At 54.5% G+C, this 17,456-nt stretch carries 16 protein-coding genes and 1 riboswitch; of the genes, 10 read left to right on the plus strand and 6 right to left on the minus strand.

The genetic code is table 11. The features are described from left to right. The first annotated feature begins 146 nt into the window (after positions 1 to 146). The 5 genes from KNO58_RS03605 to KNO58_RS03625 all read left to right on the plus strand — a co-directional run bounded on the left by KNO58_RS03605 (position 147) and on the right by KNO58_RS03625 (position 5,574). Positions 147 to 1,679, plus strand: coding sequence for an FAD-dependent oxidoreductase (locus KNO58_RS03605; RefSeq protein WP_214751927.1), 1,533 nt, complete (start codon positions 147 to 149; stop codon positions 1,677 to 1,679). 66 nt (positions 1,680 to 1,745) lie between these two features. Next, positions 1,746 to 3,212: a carboxypeptidase M32 gene (locus KNO58_RS03610; protein WP_214751928.1), complete on the plus strand. Its 1,467-nt coding sequence runs from the start codon at positions 1,746 to 1,748 to the stop codon at positions 3,210 to 3,212. A gap of 11 nt (positions 3,213 to 3,223) precedes the next feature. Then, a complete protein-coding gene (locus KNO58_RS03615; RefSeq protein WP_214751929.1) occupies positions 3,224 to 3,937 on the plus strand; it encodes a glycerophosphodiester phosphodiesterase in 714 nt (237 codons plus the stop codon). A 253-nt stretch (positions 3,938 to 4,190) separates the two neighbouring features. Next, positions 4,191 to 4,988 (plus strand): DUF4397 domain-containing protein, encoded by a 798-nt coding sequence (locus KNO58_RS03620; protein ID WP_021067496.1) that lies wholly within the window; start codon positions 4,191 to 4,193, stop codon positions 4,986 to 4,988. After that, on the plus strand, positions 4,936 to 5,574 hold the full coding sequence (locus tag KNO58_RS03625; protein ID WP_260570940.1) for a class F sortase: 639 nt from the start codon (positions 4,936 to 4,938) through the stop codon (positions 5,572 to 5,574). Before KNO58_RS03620 ends, KNO58_RS03625 begins: the two co-directional genes overlap by 53 nt. Before the next feature lie 102 nt (positions 5,575 to 5,676). Here the strand turns inward: KNO58_RS03625 and KNO58_RS03630 are convergent, their stop codons facing one another. Both KNO58_RS03630 and KNO58_RS03635 read right to left on the minus strand, forming a co-directional pair. Continuing rightward, positions 5,677 to 6,114: a MarR family winged helix-turn-helix transcriptional regulator gene (locus tag KNO58_RS03630; RefSeq protein WP_214751930.1), complete on the minus strand. Its 438-nt coding sequence runs from the start codon at positions 6,112 to 6,114 to the stop codon at positions 5,677 to 5,679. A 91-nt stretch (positions 6,115 to 6,205) separates the two neighbouring features. Further along, positions 6,206 to 7,264: a GTP pyrophosphokinase gene (locus KNO58_RS03635; protein WP_251026069.1), complete on the minus strand. Its 1,059-nt coding sequence runs from the start codon at positions 7,262 to 7,264 to the stop codon at positions 6,206 to 6,208. 112 nt (positions 7,265 to 7,376) lie between these two features. Here KNO58_RS03635 and KNO58_RS03640 point away from each other — a divergent pair, with 112 nt between their 5' ends. Beyond that, positions 7,377 to 7,604, plus strand: coding sequence for a hypothetical protein (locus KNO58_RS03640; protein ID WP_214751932.1), 228 nt, complete (start codon positions 7,377 to 7,379; stop codon positions 7,602 to 7,604). Between the two features lie 103 nt (positions 7,605 to 7,707). Further along, positions 7,708 to 8,031 carry a YflT domain-containing protein gene (locus tag KNO58_RS03645; RefSeq protein WP_021067491.1) on the plus strand — a complete coding sequence of 108 codons (324 nt, stop codon included), beginning with the start codon at positions 7,708 to 7,710 and terminating at the stop codon, positions 8,029 to 8,031. 40 nt (positions 8,032 to 8,071) lie between these two features. Here the strand turns inward: KNO58_RS03645 and KNO58_RS03650 are convergent, their stop codons facing one another. Further along, positions 8,072 to 9,109 carry an SDR family oxidoreductase gene (locus KNO58_RS03650; RefSeq protein WP_214751933.1) on the minus strand — a complete coding sequence of 346 codons (1,038 nt, stop codon included), beginning with the start codon at positions 9,107 to 9,109 and terminating at the stop codon, positions 8,072 to 8,074. Positions 9,110 to 9,301: 192 nt separating this feature from the next. Here KNO58_RS03650 and KNO58_RS03655 point away from each other — a divergent pair, with 192 nt between their 5' ends. Further along, on the plus strand, positions 9,302 to 10,597 hold the full coding sequence (locus tag KNO58_RS03655) for a glutamine synthetase family protein (RefSeq protein WP_214751934.1): 1,296 nt from the start codon (positions 9,302 to 9,304) through the stop codon (positions 10,595 to 10,597). Positions 10,598 to 10,646: 49 nt separating this feature from the next. Here the strand turns inward: KNO58_RS03655 and KNO58_RS03665 are convergent, their stop codons facing one another. The 3 genes from KNO58_RS03665 to KNO58_RS03675 form a co-directional block, all read right to left on the minus strand. Then, positions 10,647 to 12,140 (minus strand): peptide MFS transporter, encoded by a 1,494-nt coding sequence (locus tag KNO58_RS03665; protein WP_214751935.1) that lies wholly within the window; start codon positions 12,138 to 12,140, stop codon positions 10,647 to 10,649. Between the two features lie 144 nt (positions 12,141 to 12,284). Next, positions 12,285 to 13,529 (minus strand): MDR family MFS transporter, encoded by a 1,245-nt coding sequence (locus KNO58_RS03670; RefSeq protein WP_214751936.1) that lies wholly within the window; start codon positions 13,527 to 13,529, stop codon positions 12,285 to 12,287. A 265-nt stretch (positions 13,530 to 13,794) separates the two neighbouring features. Continuing rightward, positions 13,795 to 14,895, minus strand: coding sequence for an AI-2E family transporter (locus KNO58_RS03675; RefSeq protein ID WP_214751937.1), 1,101 nt, complete (start codon positions 14,893 to 14,895; stop codon positions 13,795 to 13,797). Positions 14,896 to 15,068: 173 nt separating this feature from the next. Next, a riboswitch (SAM riboswitch) is annotated at positions 15,069 to 15,169 on the plus strand. Between the two features lie 77 nt (positions 15,170 to 15,246). Between KNO58_RS03675 and KNO58_RS03680 the strand changes: the two genes are divergently transcribed. After that, positions 15,247 to 16,422 carry an aminotransferase class I/II-fold pyridoxal phosphate-dependent enzyme gene (locus KNO58_RS03680; RefSeq protein WP_214751938.1) on the plus strand — a complete coding sequence of 392 codons (1,176 nt, stop codon included), beginning with the start codon at positions 15,247 to 15,249 and terminating at the stop codon, positions 16,420 to 16,422. Then, on the plus strand, positions 16,419 to 17,435 hold the full coding sequence (locus KNO58_RS03685; protein ID WP_214751939.1) for an iron-containing alcohol dehydrogenase family protein: 1,017 nt from the start codon (positions 16,419 to 16,421) through the stop codon (positions 17,433 to 17,435). Before KNO58_RS03680 ends, KNO58_RS03685 begins: the two co-directional genes overlap by 4 nt. Positions 17,436 to 17,456 lie beyond the last annotated feature (21 nt).

A 17,456-nucleotide genomic window follows, 5' to 3' on the forward strand; every position in this document is an offset into this window, starting at 1 on the left:
CATTGTTTACTTTTCTACCATAATGGATGAGGCCTCCTGAAATCGTCTTCAAAATCAAGAATCAGGTCAATAATTGAGGCGTATGAAATGAATTGGAAGGGGTATACACAGTAACAGACACTTAACTTACTGAAGGAGGTACGTTTATGCATCGTCATCCATTCACCAATTCAATTTGGCGTCAGCACAATGTAGCGACACCTTATCCACGACTCGAGAGCTCGGTCTCTTGTGACATCGTCGTCATCGGGGCAGGCATCGCTGGACTCGTCACGGCATATGAGCTACAGCAACGTGGCAAACAAGTCGTCTTGCTCGAAGCGGCCGAGATAGGCCGGGGGACGACCGGCCACACGACTGCGAAATGTTCCGTTCAGCATGGGGCCATCTACTCCAAATTGATTCGGACGTTCAATCAAGAGACGGCGCGCCGCTACTACGAGTTCAACGAGCAGGGACTCGCGTATTTGCGGCACCAGGTCGAAGACGGGTTCGACATCGATTTCGAGACGAAAGATTCCTACTTATACTCGATCGACGGATCGAGTCAACTCGTCGCCGAGCGCGAGGCATATGCACAACTTGAGCTACCGGGTGGAGACGCGACCGAGGAAGTGAAGGCGGTCCTCCCGTTCGAGGTCAAACAAGCGGTCGTCATTCGCGGTCAGGCCCAGATGCATCCGGTCAAATACTTACATGAGCTCGCCAACCGTTTCGTTGCGGCCGGCGGGAGACTGCACGAGAAGACACGGGCGACCGAGATCAGTTCGGGGCCGCGTCCGATCGTCACAACGTCGACAGGTCGACGGGTTCAGGCGAATCAGGTCGTGGTCGCCACGCATTATCCATTCAATGACATCCGCGGGCTATATTTTTCGAAGTTCGAGGTCGAGCGCTCCTATATCGTCGCCTGTGAGACGGTACAGCCCGTTCCGGACGGCATGTATTTAAGTGTGGATCAACCGAGCCGGTCGTTCCGGACGTTCAAGGAAGGTGACAAGACGTACATGCTCGTCGGAGGCGAAGGGCACTTGAGCGGGCACGTCACCGAGACCCGCTCGCGCTATGACCGCCTGGACCGCTTCGCCCATGACACCTTCGGGACTAAGAAGGCGAGTTTCCGTTGGTCGTCCCAAGACTTGATCACGTTGGACCATCTTCCGTACGTCGGGCAGATGTTCAGCCGTGAGCCGGACGTGTTCGTCGCCACCGGCTTTGCCAAATGGGGGATGACGAACGGAATCGCCGCCGGACTGTTGCTGGCCGACCGTTTGACCGGACAGCCGAATCGATTCAACGACTTGTTGGACCCGCAACGTTCAAAATTGAAACCGGCCGATGTCGGGCAGTTTTTGAAGACGAACGTCGACACGGCCGTCCAATTCGTGAAAGGATCACTGGAACGACCAGGCTCGCTTGACGACTTGCAACTCGATGAGGGCGGTATCGTCCAAGTCGACGGCAAGAAGGTCGGCGCGTACCGCGACCTCGACAACGAGTGCCATCTCGTCTCGACGCGTTGTACCCATATGGGATGTACCGTCAATTGGAACGATGCGGAACGTTCATGGGATTGTCCGTGTCACGGTTCACGGTTCGACACGAAAGGAAACGTGTTGGAAGGACCGGCGACACAACCGCTCGCCTATGAGCGGAAAACCGATGCACCGAAACAATAGGCAACGCGCGTCGACTGTATTAAAGTAAAGAAGTAACGATATAACTGTCATAGGGGTGGAATCAGAATGGAACTAACAAAGCAGTGGCGTGACCATTTCAAACAATTGCGTGCCTTCGACGAGGCGATCTCTTTACTATATTGGGACATGCGCACCCAGATGCCGGAACAGTCGGCACCGCTCCGGGCCGAGACGATCGGGTATCTGTCGACCGAAGCGTTCAAACGCCAGACGAGCGAACCGTTCAAGGCGCTATTGGCCGAGATGGCCGAGACGGAAGACTTGACGCCAATCGAATTGCGTTCGGTGGCGGTCGCCAAGACCCAATATGAACGGAATGCCAAAATCCCGTCTTCGGAATATCAGGCGTATGTGACGCTCGTCTCTGAGGCCGAGACGGCGTGGGAGAAAGCGAAGGACCAGAACGACTGGCACATGTTCGCCCCGTATCTCGAGAAGATCATCGGATTTCAGCGGAAGTTCGCCGATTATTTCGGCTACGAGTCGCATCCGTATGATGCGCTCCTTTACGATTACGAGCCAGGGATGACCGTCGACCAGCTCGATGAATTGTTCCGGACGTTGCGCGACGAACTCGTCCCGCTTATCCGTCAACTGCCTGAACCGGTCCAAGGGCTCGACTGGTCGATGGACAAGGCCGTCCAGCAACGCCTGTGCGAGGACTGGATGCGTGTCGTCGACTATGATTTGACGCGCGGCCGTCTCGATGCAACCGTGCATCCGTTCGAGATCACAATCAACCGCCGTGATGTGCGCATCACGACGAAATATGATGAGACCGATTTCCGCAACGCCTTGTTCGGTACGATGCACGAGGCCGGTCATGCGACGTACGAACAGCAAATCGACTCGGACCTCGACGAACTCGGACTCGGGGGCGGTGCCTCGATGGGCATCCACGAGTCGCAATCCCTCTTCTTTGAAAACTTTGTCGGACGGAGCGAGGCGTTTTTGAAGAGCGTCTATCCGCGCCTTCAATCCGAGCATCCGCAGTTGCAGGACGTGGACTTTGAGACGTTCTATGCCGGCGTGAACGAGGCGAAACCGTCGCTCATCCGGATCGAGGCGGACGAACTGACGTACAGCCTGCATATCATCATCCGCTATGAGCTCGAAAAAAAACTCATCCAAGGTGATTTGTCAGTCGACGAGTTGCCAGCGGCTTGGAACGCGCTCTATAAGGAATATCTCGGTGTCGATGTGCCGAGTGACGCGAAAGGCGTCCTGCAAGACGTCCACTGGGCCGGCGGGTCGTTCGGCTACTTCCCGAGCTATGCCCTCGGTCTGATTTACGCCGCTCAATTGACGGAATCACTCCGGAACGAGCTTCCTGACTTCGAGACGCTCGTCAGTACGGGCACGTTCGGTCCAATCAAACAGTGGCTCGAGGACAACGTCCACCGTCACGGGAAAGCGCTGACGCCGAACGAACTTATCAAGCAAGTGACCGGAGAGGACATCTCGGTCCGCCCGCTCATCCGCTATTTGACGAACAAATACAAAACGAACTGAGGCGAAAACCAATGAAACTTTTCGCGCACCGAGGGGTGATGGCCCATCATCCGGAGAATACGATGACGGCATTCCGGGCAGCGCTCGAAGCACAAAGCGATGGGATTGAGGCGGACGTTCACATGACAAAGGACGGGAAGCTCGTCCTCATTCACGACGAGACGATCAATCGGACGACAGATGGGCGTGGACGTGTCGCCGATATGACGTTATCGGAGCTGCGAGGCTATAATGCAGGTGTCACGTTCGCTGTCCAAGAACAGATACCGACGCTAGATGAACTGATCGATTTGTGCCGGGGGACATCGATGGTCCTCAATCTCGAGATCAAAACGGATATCGAGCGGTATCCCGGTATTGAACAACTCTTGCTTGACACCATTCGAAATCAGCGTGTTCCCGTTGGACAAGTCATGTTCTCTTCTTTTAACCATTCGACGCTCCAGCGTCTGAATCAATTGGCTCCAGAAATTGAGTGTGCCGTATTGTTGGCCCAACCGCTCTATGACCTTGTCGCATATTGCAAGAAGGTAGGCGCGAACGCCGTTCATCCGAATGTCCTCACGATGACGGATACAGAAATTCTTCATCTTCAGGACGAAGGTCTGTCGGTGCGTCCGTATACCGTTAAAACAGTCCACGATCTAGAGCGCTTCACTCAACTCGGGGTCGACGCGGTGTTCGTGAATGACATCGACTGGGCAAAAGCACATTTAACCCCGTAACGTTACGCGTTACGGGGTTTTTAAACAATAGGGAAGGGGAAGTGTGGTTAATGTAAAGAAAACGGTTTCTTGTAAATGTGCTGAACGACATATTAAGAGCACACCGTCGTCTTTACGCCGTTGCTCCGTTGTCTTAAATTTAAGATGTCACCAGCTACATAGCAATCAGATGTAGCACACATTGCAGCACCGCATCAAACTTGTTGTATGCAGTCAATCGGTCAACCCAAGCAGAAAAAGGAGGAAATTTCACATGAAGAAATTGATGTCTTTACTTGGTACACTCGCTTTGGCGTTCGCACTCATCGTGCCGGTCAGTGCAGATGGACACGAGAACGCAATGGTACGTGTACTCCACGCTTCACCTGACGCACCAGCGGTAGACGTGTACGTCAACGGTGAAGTCGCGGTCGAAGGCGCAGAGTTCAAAGCGCTCACAGACTACTTGACTCTCCCGGCTGGGGATTACAACGTGGAAATCAAGCCAGCTGGTGATGCAGAGACGGTCGTCGTTGCGGCAGACCTCTCAATCGAAGCAGGCAAATTCTACACAGCGGCAGCAATCGGTCAACTTGAAAACATCGAGATCGCAGCAATGGAAGACGATGCGAACTTTGAAGATGGAAAATCAAAAGTCCGTGTCGCTCACTTCGCACCTGACGCACCGGCAGTCGATGTCGCTCCTAAAGGTGGCGACCCACTCTTCTCGAACCTCGAGTTCAAAGCAGTGAGTGACTACGGTACACTCGACGCTGGCACGTATGACCTCGAAGTCCGTCCGGCTGGAGCGACTGACGTCGTGAAGGCGCTTGACGGTGTCGCTCTCGAAGGTGGTAAAAACTACACGGCGTTCGCTATCGGACTCCTTGAAGGCGAACCAGCGTTTGAAGTCCTCCTCGCAGCAGACGGAGGGGAAATGGCTGGAGCACCTGACACAGGTCAAGGTGGTCTCGCTCAGACAGCATCGATGAACTGGTTGCTCGCAGCAGCGGTTCTTGGTGCAGCAGCAGCTGGCTTCTACGTCTTTCGTCGTCAGAAGCAAGACGCTTAAGCTACTCTTCATCGGAACGTTATCGTTCCTCATGATTGCACCGGGCGCAGACGCACCGGACGCGGACGCGAAATTGACGACCGTCGGCTTCGCCGAACCGCTCGTCCTAGCAGCGACCGAGATCGATCGACAGTCATTCCGTACCGACACGTTTATCCCGAAACGACTGAAGATTCCGTCAATTGATGTCAACGCGGTCATCCAACCGGTCGGGAAAGACCGACTCGACCGGATGGATACCCCGACCGAGACGGATGAGGTCGGCTGGTATCGGTACGGAGCGAAAGCAGGGGCGACCGGAAACGTGGTCCTATCTGGTCATCTCGATGACCTCAGTGGTCCGGCCATCTTCGCGAACCTTGGCGAATTACGCCTCGGAGAATCGGTGACGCTCCAGCGTGGCAAAAAGGCAATCGCGTATGAGGTCGTCTCCGTCGAACGGTATCGGCTCGAAGACGTCCCGCTCGCCTCGATTTTTGCGGCGACCCAGGCGGAACGGCTCCAGCTGATCACTTGTGCGGGTCCTTATGACCCCGAGTACGGATACCGAGACCGAATCGTCGTCACGGCGATCGCCAAGACTTGAATCAAGAAAAACCCCGAGTGCGGCTGGACCGCCCTCGGGGTTTTACGTCGTGACGGGGCGAAACAAAAAACGACCAGGCCGCGATAATCGGCCCAGTCGTTCTTATGCGTCCATTCGGTCAAGCAGTTTTGACAGAAGAATCAATTCGTCATCTGAGAAATCAGTGAACACGTCCATCAAATACTCGATTTTCATGTCTTCAAGTGTCTCGAACAAGGCACGGCCTTCTTCAGTCGCTTGCAATTCAACGACACGACGATCACGTTCGCTGCGTTCACGGGAAATCAACCCTTTTTTCGTGAGTTCATCCGCGAGAGCGGTAATCATCGAAGCCGAGAATTGGAACTCGTTCGATAGAGCCGAGGCGATTTGAGGACTGTTTTGACAAAGCGAGCGAAGGATGAAAAATTCGTTTCGCGTCAAGTATTGTGAGAACATCGACCGGAGGTTCTTTTTCACTCCGCGATAGTTCATGCGAATCCCTCGCTCAGCATCGGCGACGAGCTGGCGGCGGGATGCTGTTTGTACAGGTGTTGTCATCCTCAAGAGTACCTCCTACATAAAATATCATTATTTGCATATATTTCAGAACATAAAAACATTCTACAACAAAAACATGAAGTCTGTAAAGTTATGATGGCTCTTCTCGGGTACGAAGTTCTTGGATGACCTCATCGTAATGCTTCAAATCCGGATAGAAGCGTCGGAAGAAGAATTCAATCTGCTGGTCATCCCCTTCTGCGAGCAATTTCGCGAGGACGGCGTAGACGACACCCATCCCTTGTCGGGGCAGGAGGGACGATGGCAACAGCGTCGCACATTGGACGGCCCGATTGAAGTAGAGGTCGAGCGTGTCACTCAAATCTTGGAACGTTCGAATCTCCGCGTAATGGAACATGCGCGTCAGTTCAATGATTGTCGACAGGTCGGTGTCGAGTAGCCAATCGCTCTGGAAGATGGCGTTGTCGAGCTTCTCAACGGTGACGTCATTGGCGATATAGTAGTTCAAGTTATCCCGGGTGATACTCACCTTATCCGGCGATTCGACGATCCGCTCGACGGTCTCTTGCTCGAACGTCCGCAACTGCTTGCGGATATTGACGAACTCGGAGTCGGCAATCTCGAGGAGCCCCGCTACGCGGCTGAAGCTGCGCTTAATCTCCGGTGGCACGGCGTTCGGATTCTTATAACCGAGGTCATGCTCGATCTCGGCCCATGCGTGCTGCAAGATGGACCGGACTTGAATCTCGGCCTCTTTGTCTTCATAGCGGCGATACTCCCCGAGGGCGAGCCGCGTGTCGCTCAAGCCGACGACGTAATGGACCGACAAATACCCGAACTCGTTCGGGTCGAGCAACGTGGATTTATCGATTGACTGTTCGCGGTCGATCCGGAACTCGTCCTCGAGGATTTGGGCCACGGCTCGCACATCGTCGTGGAAATAGGTCACGATCCGGATTCCCGCCAAATCTTGGACGTCCCGCAACGACCGGTATTGATATGGCTTGCGGGACAGCTTGGCATATAGGCTCTCCGCTTCCTTGGCCCGGGCGACGATTGAATGGAACTGGATGCCGGCGTCGTTCAACAGCTCGCTGAGGAGTAACTTCAGCTTGGCGGCGAACGCCTCGTAATCTTCCTTCTCGTTCATATAGTCGAGCATGATCGTGTTCATATCCTGTCTCGGCATCAACATCACTCCTTGTCTCATTATATGTAGTATAGCATCAAAGAAATCGCTGTCGCATCTGTCGTCTGTGCCTGTGATACAATACGGTTTGGAACGGGAAGGGGTGTCATATGTGAAAGTGAGCCACACGTTAAAATCAACCGAGCGCGAGAAGCTCGAGATTGTCGCCGGGTTGTTGCAACAGGCAGGCTATCGGTCTGGAAAAATCGACTGGCAGACCGGCATCAATATCGTTCGGATTAGTCGCGAAGAGGTGTCGTCTGAATCGGATGAACGGGCCCGCATCCAAGGCATCGTCGACCATTTCGGGATCGAGGATTGGATCGCGACGTTTTCTTGAACCCCTCTTTTTCAAATCGCTGAGTGAAATGGGTTTTGTGACTCATTTTTCGGGAATAGTATATTATTCGATTTTAGATCAGCGGACGTTTAGGAGGATGAATATGTTAGAAACAAGAATCGTGCGGGATATGACCTCGGTCGACCATGAAGTGAACGGGATGGTGTCAGGAGGATGTGTCAACGAGCACATTTACTTATTTGCGAGAGATGAAGAATTAACGGTGCGGCTTGCCGCAGAGGCGGGGGTGCAACCATACCGCATCACCGAAAAAGGGCTGTGGGAGTCACTCATGTCGAAGTTCACGAAAAATTCGGACGACCGCATCGAGCAGCTTGAAAGCCTCGGTCTGACGAAAGAGATGGTTGAATCGCTCGAAGGGGAGATTCAGGCCGGGAAAATCGTCCTCGTCTGCGACAAGTCATAAAAAGAGCCGGAACTGACCTCGTCAGTTCCGGCTCTTTTCGTTATTTCGTCTCGTAATAGGCGTTCACGATCCGGCGCAGCGAGCGCTCGTTCAAATCGAGCGGTTTGAACCCTGCGTCCTGCAATAGACGTTTCGTGTTGGCGTCGTCGAACGCGATATCTCGGTTCAAGTAAGGGTTGAACACTTTCACCATCTCGTTGAACGTCTGCTCGGCTTGGCTGAGCGAAGACGTCGCGGTTTCCGTGATTTTCAAGTGCGGGAATGCAAGTGCTTGCTTCATATAGTCGAGCATGGTCACATTGCGCGGCGGCGCATCGTTCGTCACGTTATAGATGGTGTCGGGTTTGGCGTGTTCGATGGCGGCGAGGAGCACGTCAGCCACATAATCGACCGGGACGAGGTTCGACGTGCCGGTCTCAGACCCGAGGAGACGGATTGGTCCATCCGGTGCCCCGCGGCGCTCAAGGCGGCGCTTGAACACTTCGAGCGCGCGCATATAGCCATACATCGTGAACTTCGAGTCGGCCTCACCGGTCTTCGAGTCGCCGACGATGATGGCGGGACGGAAAATTGAGACATCGAGGTGGTCTCGTTCCGCCCAGACAGCCTGTTCAGCGTGCGCCTTGCTCTCCTCGTACGGGTTATGGAACGTCTGGTCGGTCGCATACAGCGTCTCATCACCGATCTCACGCGCTCCGAGCGTGTACGCGGTGCTGACGTGGAAGAAGCGAGGGCAATGCAGCGTCTTCGCGAGCGCGAGTGCTTGTCTCGTCCCGGTCAAATTCGTCTCGAACAGTTCCTCCCGGAGTTCCTCATCGAATTTGACGAGGGCCGCCATATGGAGCACCAAGTCGAACGAACGGTCATGGTCGATGATGAACCGCTCGTCCGCTCCGAGGAACGGGGCCGTCAAATCCCCGGCCAAGACAGTGATGGAGCGGAGTTCGTCCCGTGAGAACATCGCCTCCACTTTCTCAGGTGTGCGGGCGAGGACGCACAACGTATGTCCACGATGAATCAGCTCGCGGGCGAGCCGTCCTCCTAAAAATCCGGTCGCACCGGTCATAAAAATATTCACAGCGTTCTTCCTCTCTTTTCAGTCTCTCCCCATCATAACAAGCGACGGCGGAATGAGCCACTTTCAACCAAAAGAATAAAATTAGGGGTTTAACAATTTTTAAAGTCGGTTATGACTTAAGGAGAAGCGTACGCAAGGTACGTCATGACAGTGTTGATCTGTCAAATAACTTAAGTGAGGTTTTTTAGAATCATGGCTAATCTATTCGGAACAGACAAGGATGGCAACAGGAAGAAGCAAGAAGAGATTGAAAAAACGGTTCAGGAGAAAGGGATCACCCAAATCCACATGTATTTCTCCGACGTGCTTGGAGACTTGAAGCTACTGACTCTCTCTGCAAAATTGTTGCCGGAAGTCTTTGAAGGGAAGACGATGTTTGACGGTTCATCCATCGCCGGTTTTTCTTCCATCAAAAACTCGGACCTATTCTTGAGACCGGATTTAGATCGTCCACGTTACGAGCAGGACGGGGACGAGAGCATTCTCGCCTTCTTCTGTGACGTCTGCACACCGGACGGCGAACGTTACGAGTTCGACCCGCGCAACGTCTTGAAGGATGCCCTCGAGCGGGCTGCACGTGACGGCTACTCGATTTTCGTCGGCGCCGAGCCGGAATTCTTCATCTTCGACGAGAATGGTGAGTTTTACGATGAGGCCGGTTACTTCTCGACACGCTCAGAAGACAAAGGGTATGAGGTTCGCCAACATATCGCCAACCGTTTGAGCGAGGTCGGCTTCAACATCGAGGCGGTCCACCACGAAGTCGCACCGGCCCAACACGAGATCGGCATCAAATATGATGACGCGCTCCACACGGCCGACAACATCCAGTTCTTTAAAGAGATCGTGCAATTGGCTGCCCAAGAGAAAGGTGCAAAAGTGTCATTCTTGCCGAAACCGCTCCGTGACGTGAACGGTTCGGGGATGCACCTCAATATCTCGGTCTGGAAGAACGATAAGGACGGCAAGCCGACGGTGAACGCGTTCGAAGAGCCGGCGTCGGATTATGGTCTATCGCTCACGGCTCGTCACTTCATCGAAGGGATTTTAAAGCATGCCCGTGCGACGGCCATCTTTACGAACCCGCTCCCAGAGTCGTATGAACGTCTTGTGCCAGGTTTCGAGGCACCGGTCAACATCTGTTGGAGCCCATCGAACCGCAGTTCGATGATTCGTATCCCGGCGTCACGCGGAAGCGCGACACGCGTCGAGGTCCGTAACCCAGACCCGAGTGCGAACCCGTACTTCGCGCTCGCGGCCTTGATTTATGCCGGACTCGAGGGCATCGAGCAACAGCTCGAGCCGTCGGCACCGAACGAGGACGACTTGTTCGAGTACTCGGCGAAGCAGATCGAGAGCCAAGGCATCTCATCGCTCCCGGCGACGTTCCATGAGTCGATTCAATCGCTCAAGTCAGACCGGTTCCATGATTACTTCAACCACGACTTGATCGACCGCTACTTGTCGCTCATCCAAGTCCGTAAATAAGCACAGCGCACAAAAGCCCATTCCTCGTCCGAGGAATGGGCTTTTACGCTTAATGGATGCCGCGCATATACTTTTTGATGACCGGGGCGAGAGCGAACAAAATCATACTGAGTACGATCGCTGCTCCACCGATAATCCCGAAGTAGAGCATCTCGTTCTCTGGTGAGTAGAATCGGACGAGCTGGGCGTTAATCCCTTGCGCCGCCGCGTTCGACAAGAACCAGAGCGACATCGTCTGGGCCGAGAAAGCGGCTGGGGCGAGTTTCGTCGTCGCCGACAGCCCGACCGGCGACAGGCTGAGCTCACCGAGGACGACGATGAAGTAACTGAGCACGAGCCAGAGCGGGTTGACGAGCGTGTCCGGGCCACCGAAGTAGGCCGGGAGCAAGATCACCAAGAAACTGAGTCCTGCGAACAAAATCCCGAAGGCGAACTTCGTCGGGATGCTCGGCTCACGGTCACCGAGACGGACCCAGAGCCATGCGAACACTGGAGCGAGCATGATGATGAACAACGGGTTGAGCGATTGGAACCAGGCCGGTGACAACGTGAACCCTAAAAATTCAAGGTCGGTCCGCTGATCGGCGTAGTTGGCGAGAATCGTCGCGCCTTGCTCTTGAATCGCCCAGAACATGACCGAGGCGATGAAGAGCGGGATGTAGGCGATAATCCGTGACCGCTCGACTTCCGTCGTTTTCGGGCTGCGATACATGACGATGAAATAAATCGTCGGAATCGCGATCCCGAACACACCGACGAGACCGATGAACGTGTTGATCGTGAACAATCCTTGTGGAATCAAGACGGCCAACAGACCACCGATAAGGACGACCGCGATCGTCGTATACTTGATCGCGTTTTTCTTTTCAGACGGAGTCAACGGGTTCGGCACGTATGAACCGGCGAGACCGAGGTTCTGTTTCTTCGTGACCATGAAGACGACGAGACCGATGAACATCCCGACCGCGGCGAGCGCGAAGCCCCAATGGAAGCCGTAACTCTTTTGGACTCCACCGACAATCAACGGCGAAATGAAGGCACCGAGGTTGATTCCCATATAGAAGATACTGAACCCGGCGTCACGACGACGGTCCGTCTCATTGTAAAGATCACCGACGATGCTCGAGACGTTCGGTTTCAAGAGACCGGTCCCGATGACGATCAACGCCATCGAGATGAACAAGAACGTCAGGCTGCCGGGAATCGACAGCACGATATGACCGAGCATGATGAACACACCGCCGAAGAAGACGGCACGGGACGTCCCGAACACACGGTCAGCGAGCCATCCCCCGATGACCCCCGACATGTAGACGAGTGCGCCATACACTGACATGATGGACAAGGCGACGTTCTGGTCGAGACCGAGACCGCCGTCTGATACCTCGTAATACATGTAGAAGACGAGGATGGCACGCATGCCGTAATACGAGAACCGTTCCCAAAACTCCGTGAAGAATAGCGTGAACAACCCTTTAGGCTGTCCGAAAAAACCTTTTTGCGGCACGCTGTCCACAATTTTCTGTTTATCGATCCTTTCCATGAAAGATCCCTCCTTAACCGTATTATCATAAAAAGAATCATTATGTTTGTAAAGAATAATAGAAGCAAATATTCAAAATTTAATGAACTTGAAACGAAATAAAAAATCACACTAAACGACTAGGTTCAGTGTGATTTATATGGGTCATGCCGTCTTCTGTTTCGCCTCGGCCGCACTGACGCGACGTCCGAGCTGCCAGTAGATGAGGCCTGACACACAGCTGGCCGCCCCGACGAGAATCAAGGCGATATGGCCGGCCCGCTGGTCGAAGAACAGGCTGGCCATGATTGGAGCCGTCACCCCGCCGATCAACCATTGGATACTGGCGGCCCCGTTGTAGGCACCGCGCATATTCTCCGGAGCAATCAAGGCGATGAACGTCTGTTGGACCGGGGACATGATCATCTCACCGAGCGTATAGAATGCGTACACCGCGAGCAAGACGCTGACGAGGATGAGGTACGGTGTCCCGAGGGAGTAGAGGAGACGCGGCATGACCGCGATCAAGATCATGCCGATCCCAAAGATGGTCGCCCCGGCGAGCATGACGTTGCCGAACGGTTTACGTCCGAGCTTCGAGGCGATCGGGAACTGGAACAATACGACCATGATGCCGTTCAAGGCAAGCATGTAGGCGAACGGGTTCTCCCGGTCGGTGAACGACGGCATCGACTCTCGCAAGAACAGGGGCAGCATGCTCTCGATGAGCGAGAAGCCCATCGAGATGAATACGCCGGCGAAGATGAAGACGAGGAACACCTTGTCGTTATAGAACACCCGTAGCACGTCCCGGTTCGACGGTGTGTCGGCCTCGGTCGTCTCCGGGAGCGACTCCCGGATGTAACGACCGAGCACGAGCGCATACAAGACGAAGACGAGCGCGGCCGAGTAGAAGATATACTGCCGGTCGATGAAGAGGACGGCGCTGCCGAGGAGCGGTCCGAGCGCAGCCCCGATGTTATGGCCCATTCGCAACAGGCCGAACGCCTCGTTCATCTGTTCCGGTTCGGTCACGTCGGCCACCATCGCGCTCGCGGCCGGATGGAACAATGAGTTCGTCAAGCCGAGCATGGCGTTCAAGAGGAGAAGCGGCCAGAATGTCTCGGCGAAGGCGAAGCCGACGAGGGCGAGCGCATCGCCGAGGATGGCGATCATCATGATTGGTTTGCGGCCGTACAGGTCCGCGAGCCGTCCGCCGACAACCGAACCGATCAGGGCCATGATCGGCCCGGTCGCCATGATGACCCCGACCTGGATATAACTGTCGAGTTTGTCGCTGTAATAGAGGACAAGAAACGGCGCAATCATGAACATCATGACGCCGGTAATCGTCTCCCCGAGGAAGCGGATCCAAATATTGCGATCGAGTCGTTTAAGTGATTGAATCATTAAGTTCACCTGCTTTAATTATTGGAATGAAAAAAGGGACGCAGCATGCACAAAGGCATACGCGTCCCTACAATCTTAGACATGCCTCGGAAGGCAGGCGAACGTCACGGATTCAAATCACGGAGAGGCGCCTGCCGGTCAATATGGACTTGGACGTGCGAGTATTGAATGACTGACATCGGTACCTCTCCTTTCTGCATTGGACTGTCTTCTCTTCAAGATTATGATATTTCTGTGAAATGTGTCAACCTAAATCGTCAATGTGTCATAACAATTCATTCAAATTCTTGCGACTGAGCCGGTAGTCAATCAAGCGCGAGAACACGACTTGAATCATCGCCGTGACAGGCACGCTGATGAACATCCCGACGAGGCCGAACAAGCTGCCGCCGATGATGATTGACGTGATGACCCAGAACGGCGTGATGCCGACGCTGTCGCCGAGAATCTTCGGTCCGAGCCAGAGCCCGTCGAATTGTTGCAACAAGAAGATGAACAAGAGGACGAGCAGCGCCGTGAACGGGTCATAGAAGTAGGTGATGATGAACGCCGGAATCATCCCGAGCAGCGGCCCGACATATGGGATGAAGTTCAAGACGCCGACGATGACGCCGAGGAGAAGCGCGTAGGGCGCCCCGATAATCAACAGACCGGCGACGGCCAGCACCCCGATGATGAGGCAGTCGAGCGACTTTCCGATGATATAGCGTTTGAAGATATAATCCATCTCTTGGAAGATGTCGATCGTCGTCTTGGCCGATGCGACCGGGAACATCGCATACAACAGTCGCTTGAACATTCGGGCGAAGACCTCTTTGTCTTTCAATAGATAGATCGAGATGACGATCCCGATCAAGAAGTTGATAAGCGTCATCGTGAAGCTCGACACGTAACTGACCGACGATAAGACGGCCGTCTCGACCCAGCCCGAGTAACGCTCCTCGAACCGGCTGAAATCGATGGCCTGGGCGACCGTCGCATTATACTCTTTCAAGTATGTGTTCAGCTGCGACAGAAACCCGTCAATCTGACGGATGTAGGACGGAAGCTCCTCGATGAGCGAGGCGAGACTCGAATAGATGCGTGGGAACAGCGTCACCGCGGAGATGACGAGAATCCCAATGAAGACGACATAGACGATGAGCAAGCCTTGATATCGTTTTAGATGAAACCGTTCTTCTATATAGGACAGGACGGTATTCAGGAGCAGCGCGATGGCGATTCCCATAATAATCGGCGTCAGCAACTGGAACGTATATTGCATCACCCGCGAAATCGTATCCGGTTCGCTGATGACCTTCCAGAGGACGAGCAAGATCAGGCCGATCACGCTCAACTTCCAAATCAATTGACGGTTTAGTTCCAATGGTCCATCCCCTCATGTTTTAAATTTTGTAGAATAACGTTCACTTTTACTATGAACGTTTTTTTATCGGGATTCAAGAGGGCATGCTCATTTTCAAAAAAGGATTGACAAGATTGGTAACGTTTGGTTAACTAAGTGACATATTACAAAAAGACAAATCGCATATAAAACACTTTCTATCAAGAGAAGCGGAGGGACTGGCCCGATGAAGCTTCAGCAACAGATTGTTCCAATACTGTGCTAATTCCAGCAAGGTGACCTTGAGAGATGGAAAGGTGGTTGTTTGAATACGTCCGTATCTCGACACCCCTTTCCGCGGAAAGGGGTGTTTTTTGCATAGGAGGACTATTCATGACAGACAGACGCTCACACTTACTAAAAACGTTACCGCCCCAACATTTCGTCGGACTCGCGAACGAGGTCGCCGAACTCGAACAGGCCGGCCGCGACATCATCCGACTCGGGCAAGGGACGCCCGACCTGCCGACGCCTGAGCCGATCTGCGACGCGCTCCAGACAGCGCTCCTTGATGCATCGACCCATCAATACGGTCCGTTCCGCGGTCAGGCCCGTCTGAAGCAAGCGGTGGCGACGTTCTATTTGAACGAGTACGGGGTTGAACTCGACGCCGAGACAGAAGTCGCGATTCTCATCGGTTCCAAGTCCGGACTGATCACGTTGCCGCAATGCGTGCTCGAACCTGGCGATGGCATCTTGTTGCCGAATCCCGGTTATCCCGATTATATCTCGGGGGCCCGTCTCGCCGGTGCGGTCGTCCGTGACCTCGTCCTCCGGGAAGAGAACGGGTTCTTGCCCGACTATGAGACACTCGACACGGAAGGCGCGCGACTCATGTATTTGAACTATCCGAGCAATCCGACCGGGGCCGTCGCCTCACCCGCCTTCTTTGATGATACCGTCCGTTTCGCACAGGAGCGGGACTTGATGGTCGTCCATGACTTCGCTTACGGCAGCATCGGGTTCGATGGCCATGTCCCGCCGAGTTTCCTGCAGGCGGAAGGGGCGAAAGAAGTCGGCATCGAGGTATATACGATGTCGAAAGCGTTCAATATGTCCGGTTGGCGCGTCGCCTTCGCCGTCGGGAACGCGGACATCATCGAGGCAATCAACACGTATCAGGACCATGTCCACGTCAGCGTATTCTCGGCCATCCAGGCGGCGGCCGTCGCCGCACTCGAGGCGCCCCGCACCATTCGCGATGACTTGGCACGACTTTACGAGGCACGTCGCGATCGCCTCATCGACGGATTGAACCGGGCCGGCTGGGCCGTCGAACCGCCGGAGGGCTCGTTCTTCGTCTGGGCGAAAGTGCCCGAGGGCGATGCCAAATCGTTCTCGCGGAAACTGTTGCATGAAGCCGGTGTCGCCGTCACCCCGGGCTATTTCTTCGGTTCGGAAGGGAACGGCTACGTCCGCTTCGGTCTCGTCTCACCAGAACCGAAGATTGATGAGGCCGTCGAACGGATCGAGCGGTTGTTCGCCGCCTATGAGGAGGTGCGCGCATGATTCGTCAGGCCGTGCTCGAATATGACCACGCCGATGACGCGCTCGATCGTCTCGAAGACTTGATTGATGGCCGGCGCGTCCACGTCCTGCACGGTGAGAACGGATATGGCATCGTCCGGGAAATCGATCCGGGAATCGCGGACTATCCGGCGACAGCGTTCCGCGGAGAGTGCACGGACTCGGAAGTCGAGCGGCTCGAACTGTTTGACGCGGATGTGTTGATCGCCATCGGCGGCGGCAAGCTCGTCGATACGGCCAAACTCGTCGCCTATCAACGGAACGTCCCGCTCATCGTCATCCCGACGCTCGCCTCGAACTGTGCCGCGTTCACGCCCCTCAGCGTCGTCTACCAGGAAGACGGGAGCTACGACCGCTACGACTTGTTCCGCGTCGTCATCGAGCGGGTCATCGTCGACTCACGCGTCATCAGACGCTCCCCATACGAGTACTTCCGGGCCGGTGTCATCGACACGGTCGCAAAGTTTTATGAGGCCCGCTATTTGAGCGGGGACAGCTCGATGGATGCCGGCATCAACACCGGGCTCGCCTTGGCCGAAGAATGCGGTCGTCTCGTCGAACTCGATTTGAGCAAAACGGCCTTCGAGTCATATAGCGATGACGTCCGCTTCGCGGTCGATCACGTGCTCGCCATCGGCGGTGCTGTCGGAGGCTTTGGTGACGCCGGGACACGGGTCGCCGTGGGCCATGCGGTCCATAACGCGCTCAGCCGGTTCGCGTCGACACATGCGTTCTTGCATGGAGACAAGGTCGGCTTTGGACTGATCGTCCAGGAGCGGTTGCGTCGCTCGCCCGATGCCCCGTATTTGGAGGCTTGGTTAAAACGGTTCGGTGCCCCGACGACACTCGCGGCGCTCGGGGTCGAATCTGAGCATATCCCGGTTCTCGTCGACTCCGTCATGACGGAGACCGAGCTGCAACAATTGCCGGCACCGCTCGATAAAGATTTTCTGAAAATAATTTTTGAAAATTTACAATTATCTATTTACAATTAAACCAATTAAAAGTAAGATGAT

Source organism: Exiguobacterium sp. J17977 (assembly GCF_018616375.1).
GTDB lineage: Bacteria > Bacillota > Bacilli > Exiguobacteriales > Exiguobacteriaceae > Exiguobacterium > Exiguobacterium mexicanum.

Coding starts and splice junctions, on each gene's coding strand:
- KNO58_RS03635 (WP_251026069.1), bottom strand. CDS start 7,264: ATGCCGAGACAGGATATGAACACGATCATGCTCGACTATATGAACGAG.
- KNO58_RS03655 (WP_214751934.1), top strand. CDS start 9,302: ATGGCTAATCTATTCGGAACAGACAAGGATGGCAACAGGAAGAAGCAA.
- KNO58_RS03685 (WP_214751939.1), top strand. CDS start 16,419: ATGATTCGTCAGGCCGTGCTCGAATATGACCACGCCGATGACGCGCTC.
- KNO58_RS03615 (WP_214751929.1), top strand. CDS start 3,224: ATGAAACTTTTCGCGCACCGAGGGGTGATGGCCCATCATCCGGAGAAT.
- KNO58_RS03665 (WP_214751935.1), bottom strand. CDS start 12,140: ATGGAAAGGATCGATAAACAGAAAATTGTGGACAGCGTGCCGCAAAAA.
- KNO58_RS03620 (WP_021067496.1), top strand. CDS start 4,191: ATGAAGAAATTGATGTCTTTACTTGGTACACTCGCTTTGGCGTTCGCA.
- KNO58_RS03680 (WP_214751938.1), top strand. CDS start 15,247: ATGACAGACAGACGCTCACACTTACTAAAAACGTTACCGCCCCAACAT.
- KNO58_RS03645 (WP_021067491.1), top strand. CDS start 7,708: ATGTTAGAAACAAGAATCGTGCGGGATATGACCTCGGTCGACCATGAA.
- KNO58_RS03610 (WP_214751928.1), top strand. CDS start 1,746: ATGGAACTAACAAAGCAGTGGCGTGACCATTTCAAACAATTGCGTGCC.
- KNO58_RS03605 (WP_214751927.1), top strand. CDS start 147: ATGCATCGTCATCCATTCACCAATTCAATTTGGCGTCAGCACAATGTA.
- KNO58_RS03630 (WP_214751930.1), bottom strand. CDS start 6,114: ATGACAACACCTGTACAAACAGCATCCCGCCGCCAGCTCGTCGCCGAT.
- KNO58_RS03670 (WP_214751936.1), bottom strand. CDS start 13,529: ATGATTCAATCACTTAAACGACTCGATCGCAATATTTGGATCCGCTTC.